The sequence below is a fragment of the Flagellimonas sp. 2504JD1-5 genome, assembly GCF_053618295.1.
Genome location: NZ_JBSIOU010000002.1, coordinates 444,956 through 463,375 on the forward strand (window position 1 = coordinate 444,956; position 18,420 = coordinate 463,375).

At 39.7% G+C, this 18,420-nt stretch carries 19 protein-coding genes; 15 read left to right on the forward strand and 4 right to left on the reverse strand.

The genetic code is table 11. The features are described 5' to 3' along the window. Positions 1-663, forward strand: a complete 663-nt coding sequence (locus tag ACULLG_RS11485; RefSeq protein ID WP_452126933.1) for a peptidoglycan recognition protein family protein — start codon at positions 1-3, stop codon at positions 661-663. Position 664: 1 nt separating this feature from the next. Next, complete coding sequence (locus ACULLG_RS11490; RefSeq protein ID WP_452126934.1) at positions 665-2,113, forward strand: M14 family zinc carboxypeptidase; 1,449 nt, start codon at positions 665-667, stop codon at positions 2,111-2,113. Here ACULLG_RS11490 and ACULLG_RS11495 read toward each other — a convergent pair. Next, positions 2,110-2,277, reverse strand: coding sequence for a hypothetical protein (locus tag ACULLG_RS11495; RefSeq protein ID WP_452126935.1), 168 nt, complete (start codon positions 2,275-2,277; stop codon positions 2,110-2,112). The two genes, ACULLG_RS11490 and ACULLG_RS11495, sit on opposite strands and share 4 nt — an antisense overlap. A gap of 174 nt (positions 2,278-2,451) precedes the next feature. Here ACULLG_RS11495 and ACULLG_RS11500 point away from each other — a divergent pair, with 174 nt between their 5' ends. Beyond that, on the forward strand, positions 2,452-3,054 hold the full coding sequence (locus ACULLG_RS11500; RefSeq protein ID WP_452126936.1) for a 3-keto-disaccharide hydrolase: 603 nt from the start codon (positions 2,452-2,454) through the stop codon (positions 3,052-3,054). A gap of 57 nt (positions 3,055-3,111) precedes the next feature. On the opposite strand, the gene ACULLG_RS11505 is transcribed toward ACULLG_RS11500, so the two are convergent. Next, positions 3,112-4,083: a 3-keto-disaccharide hydrolase gene (locus tag ACULLG_RS11505; RefSeq protein WP_452126937.1), complete on the reverse strand. Its 972-nt coding sequence runs from the start codon at positions 4,081-4,083 to the stop codon at positions 3,112-3,114. Between the two features lie 65 nt (positions 4,084-4,148). Further along, positions 4,149-5,237 (reverse strand): vWA domain-containing protein, encoded by a 1,089-nt coding sequence (locus tag ACULLG_RS11510; RefSeq protein WP_452126938.1) that lies wholly within the window; start codon positions 5,235-5,237, stop codon positions 4,149-4,151. Between the two features lie 172 nt (positions 5,238-5,409). Here ACULLG_RS11510 and ACULLG_RS11515 point away from each other — a divergent pair, with 172 nt between their 5' ends. The 11 genes from ACULLG_RS11515 to ACULLG_RS11565 are packed head-to-tail and all read left to right on the forward strand — an operon-like array spanning position 5,410 to position 15,765. After that, entirely contained in the window at positions 5,410-5,871 is a 462-nt protein-coding gene (locus ACULLG_RS11515; protein ID WP_452126939.1) for a (2Fe-2S)-binding protein, read from the forward strand. A gap of 30 nt (positions 5,872-5,901) precedes the next feature. After that, on the forward strand, positions 5,902-8,136 hold the full coding sequence (locus ACULLG_RS11520) for a molybdopterin cofactor-binding domain-containing protein (protein ID WP_452126940.1): 2,235 nt from the start codon (positions 5,902-5,904) through the stop codon (positions 8,134-8,136). 4 nt (positions 8,137-8,140) lie between these two features. Beyond that, on the forward strand, positions 8,141-8,395 hold the full coding sequence (locus ACULLG_RS11525) for a MoaD/ThiS family protein (protein WP_452126941.1): 255 nt from the start codon (positions 8,141-8,143) through the stop codon (positions 8,393-8,395). A 43-nt stretch (positions 8,396-8,438) separates the two neighbouring features. Further along, a complete protein-coding gene (gene moaA / locus ACULLG_RS11530) occupies positions 8,439-9,425 on the forward strand; it encodes a GTP 3',8-cyclase MoaA (RefSeq protein ID WP_452126942.1) in 987 nt (328 codons plus the stop codon). 14 nt (positions 9,426-9,439) lie between these two features. Further along, positions 9,440-10,048, forward strand: a complete 609-nt coding sequence (locus tag ACULLG_RS11535; RefSeq protein ID WP_452126943.1) for an NTP transferase domain-containing protein — start codon at positions 9,440-9,442, stop codon at positions 10,046-10,048. After that, positions 10,038-11,102 (forward strand): ThiF family adenylyltransferase, encoded by a 1,065-nt coding sequence (locus ACULLG_RS11540; RefSeq protein ID WP_452126944.1) that lies wholly within the window; start codon positions 10,038-10,040, stop codon positions 11,100-11,102. Before ACULLG_RS11535 ends, ACULLG_RS11540 begins: the two co-directional genes overlap by 11 nt. After that, positions 11,093-11,872, forward strand: coding sequence for a sulfite exporter TauE/SafE family protein (locus tag ACULLG_RS11545; RefSeq protein ID WP_452126945.1), 780 nt, complete (start codon positions 11,093-11,095; stop codon positions 11,870-11,872). The genes ACULLG_RS11540 and ACULLG_RS11545 overlap by 10 nt, the downstream gene beginning before the upstream one ends. Continuing rightward, positions 11,872-13,068 (forward strand): molybdopterin molybdotransferase MoeA, encoded by a 1,197-nt coding sequence (locus tag ACULLG_RS11550; RefSeq protein WP_452126946.1) that lies wholly within the window; start codon positions 11,872-11,874, stop codon positions 13,066-13,068. The genes ACULLG_RS11545 and ACULLG_RS11550 overlap by 1 nt, the downstream gene beginning before the upstream one ends. A gap of 2 nt (positions 13,069-13,070) precedes the next feature. After that, positions 13,071-14,075, forward strand: coding sequence for an XdhC family protein (locus tag ACULLG_RS11555; RefSeq protein WP_452126947.1), 1,005 nt, complete (start codon positions 13,071-13,073; stop codon positions 14,073-14,075). A 3-nt stretch (positions 14,076-14,078) separates the two neighbouring features. Then, positions 14,079-14,684: a nucleotidyltransferase family protein gene (locus ACULLG_RS11560; protein WP_452126948.1), complete on the forward strand. Its 606-nt coding sequence runs from the start codon at positions 14,079-14,081 to the stop codon at positions 14,682-14,684. Next, positions 14,677-15,765: an amidohydrolase family protein gene (locus tag ACULLG_RS11565; protein WP_452126949.1), complete on the forward strand. Its 1,089-nt coding sequence runs from the start codon at positions 14,677-14,679 to the stop codon at positions 15,763-15,765. Before ACULLG_RS11560 ends, ACULLG_RS11565 begins: the two co-directional genes overlap by 8 nt. Positions 15,766-15,964: 199 nt before the next feature. Here ACULLG_RS11565 and ACULLG_RS11570 read toward each other — a convergent pair whose 3' ends face one another. Continuing rightward, positions 15,965-16,600 (reverse strand): GntR family transcriptional regulator, encoded by a 636-nt coding sequence (locus ACULLG_RS11570; protein ID WP_452126950.1) that lies wholly within the window; start codon positions 16,598-16,600, stop codon positions 15,965-15,967. Positions 16,601-16,791: 191 nt separating this feature from the next. On the opposite strand from ACULLG_RS11570, the gene treF reads away from it, so the two are divergent. Next, a complete protein-coding gene (gene treF / locus ACULLG_RS11575; protein ID WP_452126951.1) occupies positions 16,792-18,375 on the forward strand; it encodes an alpha,alpha-trehalase TreF in 1,584 nt (527 codons plus the stop codon). Positions 18,376-18,420 lie beyond the last annotated feature (45 nt).

Here is an 18,420-nt window from a genome sequence, read left to right on the forward strand (position 1 = left end):
ATGAGAAAAACAGCATATATAATAGTCTTTTTAAGCTTGCTGTGGTCGTGCCAAGTACAACGAAACATTATAGATCAGCCTATAGTTTTCAATGAGGAACGGATTGAATTGACCAAGGAATATCTTTCCCAACGATACAATATTGAACAAGACAATCCAGAAATTCAGCCAAAAATGATAGTGCTGCACTGGACCGCCATTCCAACCCTTGAGGAATCATTTGATGCGTTTAAGGACACAAAATTACCCAATTGGCGTCCAGATATTGAAAATGTGAGCGGCTTAAATGTTTCTACCCAATTTTTGGTGGACCGTGATGGAACCATTTATAGGTTGATGCCCGAAAATTATATGGGAAGACATGTGATTGGGTTAAATCACTGTTCCATAGGTGTGGAAAATGTTGGCGGATTGGATAAACATCCGTTGACCAGGGAACAATTAAACTCAAATATTTGGCTTGTGAGTTATTTGGCTGAAAAATATGACATCGAATATCTGATAGGTCATTATGAGTATACGCTATTCGAGGGACATCCATTATGGCTGGAAGTAGATGATGGTTACCGTACCGAAAAAACGGATCCTGGAACGGATTTTATGAAAAAAGTGAGAAAAGCGACGAAAAGGTTTAATTTTAAACCCGTACCCGCAAAAAAATAATATGCGATTTAGAATTTTTCTTTTGATAGGATGTTTCAGTGTTCTTTCATACGCCCAAGAAACCATTACCACCAACCTATACGAAACTTACGAGCAATATAAAGAGTCATCCCTACAAAAACGCAGGATCAAACATCAACAAATACAACCACTGATTCAACGGTTTGCCGCCAATCCAAAGTTTGAGGTGCAAAAAGTAGGAGAGTCCATTCAAGGTAGAGATTTACATTTGATCAGTATTGGTTCAGGACCAACAAATATTTTCCTTTGGTCTCAAATGCATGGGAATGAACCCACGGCGACCCAGGCCATTTTTGATATCCTCAATTTTTTGGATGCTCCGCAATTCGAAAAGGAAAAAAGAGAAATCTTATCAAAACTCAAACTCCATTTCCTGCCCATGTTGAATCCAGATGGGGCAGAAGTGTATCAACGCCGTAACGCCTTAGGAATTGACATAAACCGGGATGCCCTAAGATTACAATCTCCCGAAGGGAGAACCTTAAAAATGGTTCGTGATAGCCTTGACGCCAAATTCGGTTTCAACCTGCATGACCAAAGCACCTATTACAATGCCGAATTGACCAACAAACCTGCCACTATTTCGTATTTGGCTACGGCATATAATTATGAAAAGGACATTAATGAGGTGCGTTCCAATGCCATGAAAGTGATTGTCTATATGAACAAGATCATCCAAAACTATGCTCCCGGACAGGTGGGACGCTACAGCGATGATTTTGAGCCTCGTGCTTTTGGGGATAACATCGCCAAATGGGGGACAAGCCTTATTTTGATAGAATCTGGCGGCTATACCAACGATATTGAAAAACAAGAGATACGAAAGCTGAACTATGTTTCCATTCTTTCGGCGCTTTATACCATTGCCCAAGAAAGTTATTTGGACATTCCCATTGAAGATTACGAGAAAATCCCCAGAAACGATAGAAAACTTTTCGATTTAAAAATTGAGAATGTCACTTATGAGCTGTTAGGCAAAGATTATATCCTTGATTTGGGAATCTACCGACAAGAAGTGGATGATGAAGAGCATGATTCATTTTACAACAAAAGCATTATTATAGATCAAGGAGATTTATCCACTTTCTATGGTTACGAAACTTTTGATGCCTCTGGTTATAAGATTGTACCTCCAAGAATCAAAGGTCGATTTGACTGTAAAAGAAATGATATCAAATCTTGCTTGGAAGCAGGTATTGCTTATACCAAATCCGAACCAATTGTGGAGCTTACCCATAACAATGAACCAATGCACGTTGTTGGAAAGGATTTCAAATTGGAAGATTTTAACCTTGCTCCGGGAGTCAATCCCACTTTCTTTTTGGAAAGAGAAGGGAAATTGACCCATGCTGTTATCAATGGATTCCTTTTGGATTTGTCCAAGCCATTGAAGGGGCAAAACTTTCGGAATGCACTGATCTATCGTTAATATCCAAATTGGATATTCATTTCAGAGCCTTTTACCAGTAAAACAATCAACATGGTAAGTAAAGTTCCCACAATCGAGGCAAATAGAGAAAGTATTACACCTTTGTATCCGTTTGATAGCGGACCTATTGCACTGTTCTGAATTATTTCTTTTACTACATCCATAATATTCTTTTTTTTGAGTTAAACTTTTCTTGGTCCTTAGGATGCAATTAGTTGTTGTCTATACTTTAAAAACAATCGTTGGTCTAAAAACCCTACCAAAAGCCGTTCCAAACCCATCAGTTAAGTAGGGAAATCACTACCTTGAATGCCTTTAAAACAAGATAAAATCAAAAAATGAAAACAAAATTTATCCTAATCCTTTTAGCGGTCTTTTCAGTACAATTTGGAAATGCGCAAAAAACAATTAAACTGTTCAACGGTAAGAATTTGAAAGGTTGGGTGAACCATGGAGAAGAAAAATGGTTTGTTGAAAACGGCGAATTAATCTGTGAAAGTGGCCCCAAGGCGGGTTATGGATATTTGAGCACAAAAAAATTCTATAAGAATTTTGAGTTGACTTTGGAATTCAAACAGGAAAATAATGGAAACAGTGGGGTTTTTATCCGTTCTACGGTTGATGGCACCAAAGTTTCTGGTTGGCAGGTAGAAGTTGCCCCTCCCGGACATGCCACTGGCGGAATCTACGAATCTTACGGCCGAGGATGGTTAATCAAGCCAGATGCGGAAAAAGACAAAGCCCTTAAAATGGGGGAGTGGAACACTATGAAAATCTTGGTAAATGGCGATAGCGTTACTACTTGGCTCAATGGGGTAGAGATGGTGCAACTGACCGATGAGAAAATAGGAAAAGGTGAAGGTGGGGTTGCCCTACAAATTCATGATGGAGGTGGAATTCGTGTGAAGTGGAGAAATATTGAATTGACACCTATAAAGTAACTCTATCCAATATGCAAACAATGAAAAGGCACATCTTTAAAGATGTGCTTTTTTTTATTACTGTTTTATTGGTGTAATCTCAAACTTTCTAAACTCAACGGCGCCATGATCACCTTGGATCATAAATGATCCCGGTTCCCCTTCCTTGCTATCCAATGCGCCTCCAGTGATTCCAGGAATGGTTTGGTCCGAAATCACCGTTTTGCCATTCGCTACAATGGTTACCCTTCTTCCAATTAAAGTGATGTCATATGTTTGCCATTCTCCAGGATTTTTGGCTGTGTTTTCATTGGGTTCAAGAAAACCATAAATACCACTGAAATAAATATCGGAAGGCTCAAGGCCCTTATTGTCTGCTATTTGAACTTCGTAACGCCCTCTTAGATAAATTCCACTATTGCTCCCTTCGGGATAGCGAAATTCAACCTTGAGCTTGAAATCGGTAAATTTTTGGTCACTGATGAGGTTAGCACCTCCCTTTGCATTTGTAAGTATTCCATTTTCAACGGACCACTGGCTATTGTCCGAATCCAAATGCCAGCCATCCAAATTTTTTCCATTAAAAAGAGCCACCGGTTTATCCCATTTTGGATTTTCAGTTGTTAGTAGTTTAGGCGCCCGAACACCTTTCCAAGAAGTAACACTACCATCAGTATAGATCATGGTACCCTTAAGGACATCATCAATCAATTCTCCGTGAAAAACCATATCATTTCCAGCCGGTTCCCATTGCTTTGGAATGTCAAAACTGAATTTATTCCCATGGATTTTCACCTCAGATATTGGTCGGGCACTTCCCATGGCAAAAACAAATCGGCCGACCAAAGTTTCAACTCCGGAATGGCGTACCTCCAACCAAGATGGCACCGTTTTTCCTTTGAATTCCATTTCCAAATCCCATCTTCCTTCAAGGGGATGAAATTTTTGTGCGTTAACAAAGAATGGGTTTAATGAAATAACACTGAGAATCAATACATAAGAAAGTTTTCTGCCAAAAATCATGTTAAGTACGTTTAGTTTGGAGCTCAAGATAATAATTTAAAGCAGACTCAAATCCGTTCTTTTGTTACATGAAAAACAACAATGAAGCCTATTTATTCACAACCACCTGTGAATCCGTTTGCGCTGAATTTCGTTTGCACAGCCCCCTGTAAACCCGCATCTGTCAACTGAATCACCAAGTTGTTATCCCCACTTCCATCACGCTTAGGAGTACAATATTCAAATAAATAAAAGCTATTTGCTTGCTCAGAAACTCTTTGGGAAATTTGGGTAAATGTTGCTTCCAATTCCTCTTTATTGCTGGCAAAAACACTGGCAGTTTTCCCAATTTCTTTCAAGATTTCGGTATCTATTTCGGCTCCAAGCCCGATGGTGAAGAATGAAATATTTCGATCCGCCTGATCAACTGCTTTAAGCGCAGCGTCCTTTGTGAAACGGGAAGCTTGATCGGTTCCATCAGTGAACAAAACAATGGAAGCAGCTCCAATGATCGATGCTTGATTGTTTTCCTGCAATAAATCCTCTGCAAAATCCACCGATTTTATAACCGCTCCGTATAAATCGGTTGAAGGATCGTTGCTGATATCCGCCGTAATCCCATCAATAGCGGCCGTAAGTTCTGTAGTAGAAGAGGTAAGATCGTTTAAAAGGTGGAGCTGGTCTTCCCCATCAAACCAATAAATGGCCATTTTAAAAGAATTTGTTTCTGGAGAAGGCATTACATTATTGATAAAACTTGTGGATGCAGTTTTTAATTCATCCAAACTGCTTTCCAATACGCTATTGCTTAAATCCAACACCAATAAGGTATTGTTGCTAAATATCTGGGAGTTGGGTGAAATTCTTGCCAGGGATTCAGAAGATGAAATCGTATTGAAACAATCATCATTTCTACCTTGCTCATAAATGGTGAATTGATTTGCGGTAAGCCCAGAAATGGGATTTCCCAACAGATCTGACACCTTAAAAAGAATGGAAACTTTCCCGGGCAAGGTGGTAAATTGATCCTGAATGGAAAGTAAGAGCCCGTTATCTTCAAAACCTAAACAATTGTCAGGTTCTTTTCCTTTTCCAAGTTCACCTTGATTGATGTCAAAGCTCACATCATCATCGGCATTACCGCAGGAAACAAGGAAGATTATAAAAAAAGATATAGATAGGTACTTGATTGCGTTTTTCATTTTCATAAAATTGAGGTTCTGCTTGAAAAACGTTCAATTCCCCTGAAAATTATTTTGAACGGCGATAATAGATTTAAAGAAAAGTTAAAAAAATGCCGTTGTTGTTAAAAAAAAAGCAATCGAGATAAATTCTTGGTAACTTCAAACTGACAACATCTCAATTCAAAAAACTATGCCAACGTATCAAATTAAAGTGAATGGAGAGTCTAAGTCAGTTGATGTGGCTTCAGACACTCCGGTTTTATGGGTGCTACGCGATCATTTGGATCTTGTGGGCACAAAATATGGTTGTGGAATAGGACAATGTGGAGCATGCACCGTTCATGTAGACGGGACTGCAATGCGCAGCTGTTCCCTTACCTTATCACAGGTTGATGGGAAGTCCATTACAACAATCGAAGGGCTTTCAGAAGATGGAACCCATCCAGTACAAGAAGCTTGGAAAGAAGTGGATGTGCCACAATGTGGTTACTGCCAGGCTGGGCAGATTATGACAGCATCAGCATTCTTGGAAAACAACCCAAGTCCCTCCGAAGAGGATGTAAAAAATGCCATGCACGGTAATATATGCCGATGTTCATCCTATTCAAGAATTCGAAAAGCAGTTATGATTGCTTCAGAGAATATGGATTAATCATTCCATTGTACACCTAAAAACTAAAAAATGTCAGCAAATAAATCCAACACATTAAGTAGAAGGGCCTTTATTCGTAATTCCTCTTTAGCCGGAGGCGGTATGGTAATAGGTTTTAATCTGTTGCAATCCTGCAAACCAAAGGTCATAGCCGAACCCGCAATAGATTTGGCCAGTTTGGACTATAACGATTTCAATGCCTTTATAAAAATAGCGGACAACGGTGCCGTCACTATATATTCGCCCAACCCTGAAATTGGACAAGGGGTAAAGACTTCCATGCCTATGATCATTGCTGAAGAGCTTGATGTAGCTTGGAAAGATGTTTATGTAGAACAAGGCATCTTGGACACTGAAAATTATCAACGTCAGGTTGCCGGAGGTAGTCAGTCCATTAGATTTGGATGGGATGCTCTTCGTCAGACGGGTGCCAAAGCCAAACACATGTTGGTGAGCGCAGCAGCGGCCCGTTGGGGTGTTGACCCTTCCGAATGTACAGTTAATGAAGGAGTAATTACCAATGCAGCCGGAGAAACCTTGGGCTACGGTGATGTTGTCAATGAGGCAGCTCTTTTGGAAGTACCTGAAGAAGTTACCTTAAAGGAACCCAAGGACTATAAGATCATGGGGAAAGATGCTTCCAATGTAGATATTAATAAGATTGTTACAGGAAAGCCTTTATTCGGATTGGATTATAAAGCGGATGGAATGGTCTACGCTTCGGTGCTACGCCCACCTTCTTTTGGTCAGAAATTGGTTTCCTATGACGATACGGAAGCCCGTGCCATGTCCGGTGTTATAGATATTGTCACTATTGGTGAAAAAGTACGCGGACTTTTGGCAGAAGACCCAAGCTTTGGCAGTAAAATATCTTCAAGTGATAAGGTGGTGGTTATTGCGGAATCTACCTGGCAGGCAATGAAGGCAAAGGAAGCAATCAAAGCAGTTTGGGAAGAAGATTCAAAAGTTGAAAGTACGGAGGAACACGATAAAATCCTGAACGATTTGTTGGATGGCAACAAGTTCAACACCATGCGTTCCGATGGAAATATCAAAAAAGCTTTTGCTGAAGCAGACGAAATTTTGGAGCGTACTTATGAATCTCCCTTTTTGCCGCACAATTGTATGGAACCCATGAATTTCTTTGCAAACGTGACCGATGAAAAAGTACATCTCGTTGGCCCAATCCAAACACCAGCATGGAAAGCAGGGCTGGTATCTAAAATGTTGGGGCGCGAAGAAACGGATATTCATCTTGAGATGACCCGAATGGGAGGTGGTTTTGGAAGAAGGTTATATGGTGACTTCGTAATTGAAGCTGCCGAAATTTCGGATAAAATCAAAAAACCTGTAAAAGTTGTTTATTCGAGAGAAGATGACATGGAAGATGGTATCTATCGAATGGCTATTAAATATAGAATCAAAGCGGGCTTTAAAGATGGGAGAGTTACAGCCTATCACTTGAAAGAAGCCGCAGTAAATGATAATATGTACGGGCTTATACCTAATTTCTTTCCTGCTGGTGCTGTGGAAAACTATCAGGTCGATGTTGCCAGTTATGATAGTAACATTACTACAGGAGCTTGGAGAGCCCCGTACACAAATTTCTTGGCCTATGCCGAGCAGAGCTTCTTTGACGAACTAGCAGAAGTAATGGATGTTGACAAGATTCAATTGCGGTTGGATTTATTGGACAACGTAAAACCTGATGAAGATGAGCGAATTCAGTATTCACCAGATCGAATGAAGGAAGTAATTAAAACTGCAGTTGAAAAATCTGGATGGGGAACCAAACCAAAAAACGTATATCAAGGATTCGTAAACTACTATTGTCACAATTCGCATGTGGCCCAAGTAGCGGACGTTGAAATTGAAAATGGTGAACCTGTGGTGAAGAAAATTACCTGTGTTGTGGATTGCGGAATCGTGGTAAATCCAATGGGTGCGCTTAACCAGATAGAAGGTGGCGTGATTGATGGAGTAGGGCATTCCATGTACGGAGAATTGCAATTCAAGGATGGAAGACCCACAGCAAACAATTTTGACCAATATCGTCTAATTCGGATGAAAGAAGCACCTTTGGTGGAAACCCATTTTATACAAAATGAGCTTTCACCAACCGGTTTAGGAGAACCTACGCTTCCACCGGCTGGAGGCGCCATAGCAAATGCGTTTAAAGCGGCTACAGGAAATAGACTCTACAAACAACCATTCACCAAAACACCAGAATTATTAAAAGTACCTGAAAAGGAAATTATAGGTTGATTTTATGACGATATTATTGTTTGGGATTACCAAGGACATTGTTGGAAGCTCCACATTGTCTGTCCCCACATCTAGTGCCACAGGCCGAAAAATTCCAAAAACAGTAAAAGAATTAAAACAGTTTTTGGGGGAAACGTACCCAGAACTCAATAAGCTTTCCTCTTTGGCAGTAGCCGTGAACAACAGCTACGCTGAAGATGGGGAGACAATCAATTCTTACGATGAAATTGCACTTATTCCCCCTGTAAGCGGGGGATAATAGGTGTAGAAGTATTATCTTTCGGATACTTTGACAAAGAAATATGCTGGTCGACAATCACAATAGAAAAATAAACTATTTAAGGCTCGCTATAACGGACCGATGTAACCTTCGATGTAACTATTGCATGCCATCTGAGGGAATTGAATTTGTTAAGAACAATAAGCTTCTTACCATTGATGAACTTACCAAGATCAGTGAGGTTTTGGTTGGGCAAGGAATAGATAAAATTCGAATCACTGGAGGAGAACCCTTTGTTCGCAAAGATTTGATGATCTTATTGCGAAAATTAAGCGGAATGAAAGGTCTCAATGACATTTCAGTAACAACAAATGCCACATTAATTGGCCCTTATATAGATGAGTTGAAGTCTTTGGGCATCAGGCACATCAATGTGAGTCTGGATGCCATTAATCGAGAAACCTTTGAACGTATAACTCGACGTAATCAATTTGATACAGTTCACAATAATTTAATCCGATTGATAACCGAAGGATTCAATGTAAGAATCAACTTTATAGTCCTTGAAGGTCAAAATGAACAAGACATCATTCCCATTTTAGAGCTGATGAAACACTACAGTGTTTCCGTTCGTTTTTTGGAAGAAATGCCCTTTAATGGCGGTGGCAAAAATTTCACGAATATTAAGTGGAACTACAAGGCGATTTTGGAACATATTTCAAAATCCTACCCAAATTTTGAAAAACTTGAATCACCTCCTACATCCACCTCTATCAATTATAAGGTTGAAGGTCATAAGGGTACTTTCGGAATAATACCTTCTTTTAGTAGAACGTTTTGTGGAAGTTGTAACCGACTTCGGGTTACCGCAACTGGGGATGTGATTACATGTTTATATGGTAAACCTAAAGCCAATCTTAGGGAAATTATCAGAGGGAAAAATGAAGTTGCAGGAGTGCAGAATGCAATTCTAAAAGCGGTTGGAAGCCGCGCAAAGACCGGTTTTGAAGCACAAGAAGAACACGCAAGTACCATCTTTGAAAATTCCATGACCTCAATAGGAGGTTGATAAATCCAAAAATAATGAAACAGGATATTCCGAAATTATACGGCTTGGTTTTAGCCGGTGGGAAAAGCACTCGAATGGGTTCGGACAAGGGATTGCTCAAGTATCATTCCGTGCCTCATCAAGAATATCTTTATGGCTTGTTGAATGAGATTTGCGATACAGTTTATCTCAGCATGCGGGAAGAACAGGAGGATTCATTATTAAAAGATTTCAATGTTATAGTGGATCAAAATGAATATCGTGGACCTTTCAATGGCATATTAAGTGCCCATAAAAAACATCCAGAGGTCGCTTGGTTGGTGTTGGCGTGTGACCTTCCTCTAATAAATTTGAGTTCGTTAAAAAAGTTGGTTGAAAACAGGAATCCTGAAAAATTGGCGACTTCGTTTGCGACAAAAGAATCGGGATTGCCAGAACCTTTGATTACCATATGGGAACCAAAAGGTCTTGCAAGAGCAATTTCCCATTTAGAATCCACGGATAGCAGTTGTCCACGTAAATTTTTAATCAATTCTGAAATAGGCCTAGCGTATCCAGAACAAGATGAAGTTTTGTACAATGCCAATTCCCTGGAGGATTATGAATTTATAAAATCCAAAATCACATTGTCCAATGGAGTCTAGATATTCCCGACAAACTGTTCTCAAGGATTTTGGGGAAGTTGGACAGGCCAAACTTACCAAAGGTAAGGTACTTGTTATCGGCCTGGGTGGTTTGGGACTTCCCGCACTCCAATATCTAAATGCCATGGGTGTGGGAACATTGGGATTGATGGACCAAGATGTTGTAGAGTTGCATAATTTGCAACGACAAATTTTATACTCGGAGCATGACCTGGGAAAGCAAAAATTGGACGTTGTCCTTCAAAAGCTTCAGGAGCAAAACGCTGAAACAACTTTAATTTCCCACGATTCGTTTCTGACCAAGGAAAACGCTTTGGATATCATCAAGGATTATGATGTAGTAGTAGATGCCACAGATAATTTTCCAACGCGCTACCTTATCAATGATGCTTGCGTAATTTTAAACAAACCTTTTGTTTATGGTGCTTTACATGGGTTCGAAGGCCATGTGAGTGTATTCAACCATTTGGATGGACCAACCTATCGATGTTTGTATCCGAATATGCCTTCTCCAGATGAAGTACCCAATTGTAACGAAAATGGTGTTTTAGGAGTGATTCCAGGAATCATTGGAACTATGCAAGCACTGGAAGTGATAAAACTATTAACCGGAGTAGGGGAAGTACTTTCTGGGAAACTTCTGTTGTTTAATGGATTGAACCAACATACCAGCAAAATTACTTTCAAAACCAACGCGGTTAACAAAAAGAGAAAGCAATTACAAGAGTTTTATGAGCCTTTGGATTGTAATATAGTACAATCTGTAAGTGGAGAAGCTTTTCAATCCATTCGCGAATCAAGGACTAAAATCACTTTAATTGATGTCCGGACCGAAGAGGAATTCAACAGCAACCATTTAAAGGAAGCCTTGAATATGCCTTTAAATGATTTAAGTCAATATGTTCCTAACAAAGGGGACAAGGAGGTCTATGTTATTTGTCAATCTGGAAAACGAAGCGAATTGGCGGTCAAGCAACTTCAAGAAGCCCATCCCAACTTAACTTTTTATTCTATTTTAGGAGGGATGAACAAAATGATGGCCTTATGTCCATAGCCCCTGGCGACTTTATCTTGTTACTTATTTCCTTTTTTATTGTAGCCACACTGTACTCAGCTGTTGGTTTTGGGGGAGGATCAAGTTATTTGGCCATTTTGGCCCTTGTTGTGACCAGTTTTTTAACCATCCGAAGTACAGCATTACTTTGCAATTTGACCGTGGTGACCGGAAGCTGCGTTTTATTTTATAAAAGCGGACACCTAAATTTCAAAAAGTTTTTGCCCTTTGTAATTACGAGTATTCCCTTGGCATTTTTAGGCGCATCTTTTCAGCTAAAAGAACATAGTTTTTTTATTATTCTTGCTTTGGCGCTTATCGTTTCAGCAATTGCGTTGATTTATCAAACCATGGTGCTTAAACCAAACTATACATTGAAAAAATATCCAAATTATCTTTCCTATCTGTTGGGAGGTGCGATTGGGCTTTTGTCGGGTTTGGTAGGGATAGGTGGAGGTATTTTTTTAGCCCCGGTGCTCAACCATATGAAATGGGATAAACCCATAGTGATAGCAGCATTAGCTAGTTTTTTCATTTTGGTGAACTCAATTTCTGGACTTGGAGGCTTGTTTTGGAGTGGTTCCTTTCAGATTTTCTGGCCGGAAATTGTGGGATTGTTGCTGGCCGTTTTGTTAGGAGGGCAACTTGGGGTACGGATCAGTCTGGGGAAGCTCTCAGCAAATAGAATTCGATTGATTACGGCACTTCTGGTACTTTTTGTTGGAATACGGGTACTGATTAAAAATGGATTACAACTAACGCTATTTTAATGATTGCATTTAATACAGCATTTCAGAAGGTACTTGCCCAATCTCAGGATTACGGTACTGAAATTGTTTCGTTGGAATCATCCTTAGGACGAATACTTGCTGAGACCATTGTAGCTGATAGGGATTTTCCTCCCTTCGATAGGGCCACCAAAGATGGGATTGCCATAAAATTCAATTCGAGTATTGACACAAACACATCTTTCCAAATCACCGGTATTGCACAAGCAGGAAGTCAGCAACTTGTTTTAGAAGATGAGTCAACATGTATTGAGGTAATGACAGGAGCTGTAGTCCCTAAAAATGCGGACACCGTTGTAATGTATGAGCATACACAGAAAGGAAATAATCGTTTTAGTATTCATAAACCCATAAGGGAGGGGCAAAATATCCATTATCAAGCAAGTGATACAGCAGTGGGGGATGAGCTGATGTTTGTTGGTACTGCGATAACTTCGGCAGAAATTGGAGTTTTGGCTACCGTCGGCAAATCAGAAGTCTTGGTTAAGAAATTGCCCAAAATTGCTGTCATTGCTACAGGAAATGAACTGGTCGATGTCAATCAAAAACCGCTTCCACATCAAATCAGAAAATCGAACACCTATTCGTTGAGTGCTCTTTTGCGAAATGAATCGGTAGCTGCTGATATGTACCATTTAGTGGATGAACCCGATGTTTTAAAAAATAAACTTGGGAAATTGATAGAACACTATGATGTACTGCTGCTTAGCGGTGGAGTTTCCAAAGGAAAATTTGATTTTTTGCCATCCACCTTTGATGAATTAGGCGTAAAAAAAATATTTCATAAAGTACTCCAGCGCCCTGGCAAGCCCTTTTGGTTTGGAAAACATGAATCCCATAAAACTATAATCTTTTCATTTCCGGGAAATCCAGTTTCCACATTTACAAACTACCATGTTTATTTTAAACCTTGGCTTAACAAAACTTTGGGAATGTCCACTACCCAATTTACTGTATTTTTAAGTGAGCCAATTATGAATAAAACTGATTTGACCAGGTTTTTGGGAGTTGAAATCTATTTGCGAGACGGAAAATTGATGGCAAAAGAGGTTTCCACGACCGGTTCAGGAGATTTGTTGAGTCTGTCCAAAGCGGACGGGTTCATCCGATTAAACCCGAATGAATCTTATGAGGTCAACAGTTTAGTTCCTTGTATCCCGGCAAAAAGAATCTTGTAAGAATGACTCACGAATTAAAGAACATTGTCCACCAATATGAAAAACGTGAAAACCAACGAGCTGTTCTGGCTACGGTTGTTGCGTTGGACGGTTCTTCGTACAGACGTCCTGGCGTCCGCATGCTGATTTTTGAAAATGGAGACATTATTGGCGCTGTAAGTGGCGGATGTGTGGAAAAAGAAGTGTTGCGTCAGGCCCAATCCGTTTTTGATACCGGAATTTCCAGAGTTATGGAGTATGATGGAAGATACCGATTGGGCTGTGAAGGAATACTTTACATTTTGCTGGAGGTTTTTAAACCCAGTGATGTGTTTTTATCCCAATTTTGGGATACGGTTCAAAAGAGGCTGCCATTTAAAATCAAATCCTGTTATAAAAAGAGTCAGAGTGATTGTGCCGACTACTTCACTTATTTCCATTTTGAGGAAGCGTCACTCCCTGTGAATCAACATGTTCAAAAAATTGCAAAGGAACACCTTCATTTTGAACAGGAAATGCAACCTTGCTTTCAATTGGTCATTATAGGAGCTGAACATGATGCTGTGCAACTGTGTAAGTATGCCTCACTTACGGGATGGGAAGTTACCGTAATTGCCAACCCAAGAGAGGGGAAAACTGCAAAGGATTTTCCTGGAATTCATAAACTAATAAATGTTGAGCCCGAGGCCTTTCAGCCGGCTTTGGACAAGCAAACCGCTGTAGTCATTATGACACATAGTTTTGTCAAGGACCTTCAATTTTTAATCTCCTTAAAAGATACGGAACCGGCCTATATCGGACTTTTAGGGCCATTTAAGCGGAGAGAAAAATTGTTTGATGAACTTATGGAAAGGCATCCTGATATTTCAGAAGAATTTATCGAAAACATTCATGGGCCTGCGGGTATAGATGTGGGTGCAGAAACACCTCAGGAGATAGCAATTTCCATCTTAAGTGAAATTCTTTCCGTTGTAAATAACAAAGAACCTTTGCTATTAAAGCATAAAATGGGTAACATCCATAGCTGAACCATGCCCAAATCCATAACCATTTTAATTTTGGCCGCTGGAGCCTCCATCAGGATGGATGGGGAGATCAAGCAACTATTGCCATGGGGAAGTAGTACACTTTTGGAAAACGCCGTAAATCAAGCAACGGGCTTAACTGAAAATGTGTATGTAGTACTGGGAGCATATGCAGATGAGATTTTGGAGTCTGTATCCCTTAATGCCGAAGTAATTGTGAATTCTGAATGGCAAGCAGGGATGGGAAGCTCCATTTCATTTGGATTACAGCACATTTTGAAAAAAGAAAACCCAGATGCGTTGTTGATGATGGTGGTGGACCAACCTTTAATAGATACTACCTTTATTTCCCAATTGAGTATGGATTTTACCAAAAATGAATGTAAAATCACGGCAACCACTTATTCAGATGGAGCTGGAGTGCCAGCAATTTTTGATAATTCCCTATTTTCTGAACTTAAGGATTTACACTCGGATTTTGGAGCAAGAAAAATCATTAAAAAATATGAAGAGTCTTTAAACTTGGTAGATGCAGCTGGTAAAGAAGTTGATGTTGATACAAGAGAAAAATATAATCAAATAACTGGAAAACAATATTTTAAAAATGAATAAATATACTGTTACTTTAAGCCTTATTTTATTGATTTTTGGTTCTAATCTGAAAGCTCAGGAAATGAGTTTTGAAGAATATAATCCAAAATCCACTCTGGTCGTACCCGAAAATCCTGTAAGTAAAGCCAAGTTTCCATTTATAGATGTGCATAGTCATCAATTTCGGATGGCAACGCAAGACTTATCTCAATTGATAAAAGATATGGACCAGCTCAACATGGGCGTAATGGTCAATCTGAGTGGTGGCACGGGAGAAGGTCTTCGTGCCATGTTGAAAAATGTGAATGACAATTATCCAAATCGATTTGTTGTCTTCGCAAATGTTGATTTCAGCAGTGTTGGCAATTCCAATTGGGGGGAAATGGCAGCTGCTCAACTTGAACTTGACGTGAAAAGTGGCGCAAAAGGATTAAAAATTTATAAAAGCTTGGGGCTTCGAAACAAAGATATCAATGGAAAGAGAATTGCTATTGATGACCCAAGACTTGACCCTGTATGGGATAAATGTGGAGAACTTGGTATCCCTGTATTGATTCATGCCGCCGACCCAAAATCGTTTTGGGACCCCATGAATAAAGACAATGAGAGATGGCTAGAGTTAAAAACTAGACCTCGAAGAAAACGCTCCGCCTCTAATCCAGCGCCGTGGCAACAAATCATAGACGAGCAGCATAGAATGTTCAAAAAACATTCAAAAACAAAGTTTATCAATGCCCATATGGGTTGGTATGCAAACAATCTGGATAGGTTAGAGGAGTTAATGGAGGAGATTCCAAATATGTCAGTAGGCATAGGTGCTATTATTGCCGAACTGGGTAGGCAACCCCGAAGGGCGAGGGAATTTTTTATCAAATACCAAGACCGAATTTTATTCGGAAAGGATAGCTGGAAGCCAGAAGAATTTCCAACCTACTTTAGAGTGCTGGAGACGGCGGATGAATATTTTCCATACTATAAAAAATACCACGCTTTCTGGGCTATGTATGGATTGGACCTTCCGGATGAAGTATTGGAAAAAGTATATTATAAAAATGCCATGAACTTGATTCCAGGATTGGATAAATCCCTGTTCACCAAATAATTTTTATTGTTCAGCACGGTTAGAAGGCTCTCTCCGCTGATGCTTGGAATTCTCCAAGTCTTGGAAAATTCCACATGAGATTTGTCGTTTGACCAACGATTTTAACTTTTTGTTTTTGACCAAGGTCTCGATTTCTCTATTTAAGAATTTCATGGAAAGGACATTTGTATATTCTAAACGAAGGTTTTGCTCTCATATTTTAACGGGTAACCGGCATTCTTTTTTCAACATATTCCAACACGGACATCCAATTCATTTTTAGGATCAAAGCAGCTGTTGGGGTATTATCCTCGGCAATAGCATCCACAATGGCTGAACTTTGGTGGTCAACGTTGGCATAAAACTCCGCATCCTGAATCAAACCGTATTCGTAAAAATGAAGTCTTGCCTTTAAATCATCCAAAATTTGCAGTAACACCGTATTCTGGCAATTGTTGACCAACAATTTATGAAATTCAAATTTGGCCTGTAATTTATCACCAAAGTTGTCGGCTGACTTTAATTCGGATTGCTTGGATTGTAACCTTTCTAGATCTTCATTGTCAAAATTTGAATGTTCCAAGGCCATTACTTCCAATTGGGCTATGGTTCCGTAAAGGTCTCGAGCTTCTTTTTGACTTAAAGCAGTTACCACAAACCCGCGATTGGGAATAGCGTTGATGATTCTGGCTTGCTCCAGTTGACTTAATGCTTCCCGAATGGGGGTAACACTAATCCCCATTTGTCTGGCCAAGGCGGCAAGATTTATAGTTTTTCCAATAGTCAATTCGCCCTTACGAATTTGGTCAAGCAGATGTGACCGGACTTTATCCCGGAGGTTGAAGGTTGATAGCATAGCTCTAATTTACAAATCGTATACGATTTTTAGGGTTTAATGTTGCAAATTGTCGAAACTTGGGTATAAACCCTGTAATTGGGTAAGGAATACGCTTCATATTTGGTGTTATTGCCGTATCATGAATTGAAAATTATTGCTTATTTTTCAAGACTAACTTTCTTGTGATACATACAACTGACTAACTCGCTATGAAATTAAACTCCATACTTATTTTATCAACCGTGTTCTTGATTTCTTCCTGTAAAAAGGAGATTAAACCTGTTGATAGTTTTTATGAGACCCAACTTTTCAAGGCTGTCCAATTGAGCGACACGTTTAAAGACTCGAAAACCTTTGTTGATTTGGTTCCAAAAAAAGATGTGTCCATTTTGGAATCGGAATATCTGTCTCAAAAAGACAAAGAAGGCTTCGATATTGAGTCTTTTGTAGCCCAAAATTTTGAGGATAGGTCTATGAAAGCCCTGGAGTTTGAAACCGATACTACCAAAACCATGTATGAGCACATCAATGTAATGTGGGACAAGTTGACCAGGGGCCCGGATTCCATAATCCTGCATTCATCAAGAATCCCTTTGCCCAAGAAATATGTAGTTCCTGGTGGACGTTTTCAGGAGATATACTACTGGGATAGTTACTTCACCCTTGAAGGCCTTATAGCAGATGGAAGGGATGACCTGGCAAAAGCCATGGTAGATAATTTTAGTTTTCTAATTGATACCATCGGCTTTATACCGAATGGTACGCGAGATTACTACAAAACTCGTTCGCAACCTCCATATTATGCTTTAATGGTAGATGCTTTAGCAAGAAAAGATAAAAACCTCATTTTATATTATCTCCCCGAGCTGGCCAAGGAATACGAATTTTGGATGGAAGGAAGTGATAAAGTAGTTCAGGCCAGACCGCAAAAACATGTTGTTGATATTGGACTTAATGTTTATTTAAATCGATACTGGGATGAAGGCGATACTCCCCGGCCAGAGGCATATAAGGAGGACTTGCATCTGGCAGATGGATTGGCATCGGATTCGTTGAAACAAGGATTGTACAAAAATTTAAGGTCTGCCGCTGCCTCAGGATGGGACTTTAGTTCAAGATGGTATGGTGAAAAAGGGGATTTTGGAAGCACCGAAACAACTTCAATTTTACCTGTAGACCTTAATTGTTTGCTCTATTTCATGGAAAAGATTCTATATAGGGCCTGCGTTCTGAAAGGAGATCAGACGGCACAAAATGAGTTTTCCAAAAGGTCCCAACTAAGAAAGTTGGCAATTCAACAGTTTTTCTGGAATGAGGAAAATGGCTATTTCCACGATTTTAATTTTAAAGAAGAAACCACAACTCCAGAAATGACCTTGGCAGGAGTTTATCCGTTGTATTTTGGACTAGCTACGCGAGAACAAGCTGAAAAGGTCAAGGAAGTTGTGATGGGTAAATTTTTAAAAGATGGTGGTCTGGTAACAACGCTGGACCATTCCGGTCAACAATGGGATGCTCCCAATGGTTGGGCGCCTTTACAATGGATGGCAGTTAAGGGGCTAATAAACTATGGATACGAAGATGAAGCCGTTGAGATCATGACAAGATGGTTGGCGCTTAATGAGAAGGTATATAAAAACACGGGGAAGATGATGGAGAAATATAATGTGGAAGACCTTACTTTACTTTCAGGTGGTGGCGAATATGAAACCCAAGATGGTTTTGGGTGGACCAATGGTGTTGCAGTAGGATTTAAGCAGCTTTTGGAGGATATGGAGCAGCAGAAAAAGTAAGCTTTGACCCCTTTTTCAGACCAAGTTAGAAAACAACTTCAATCA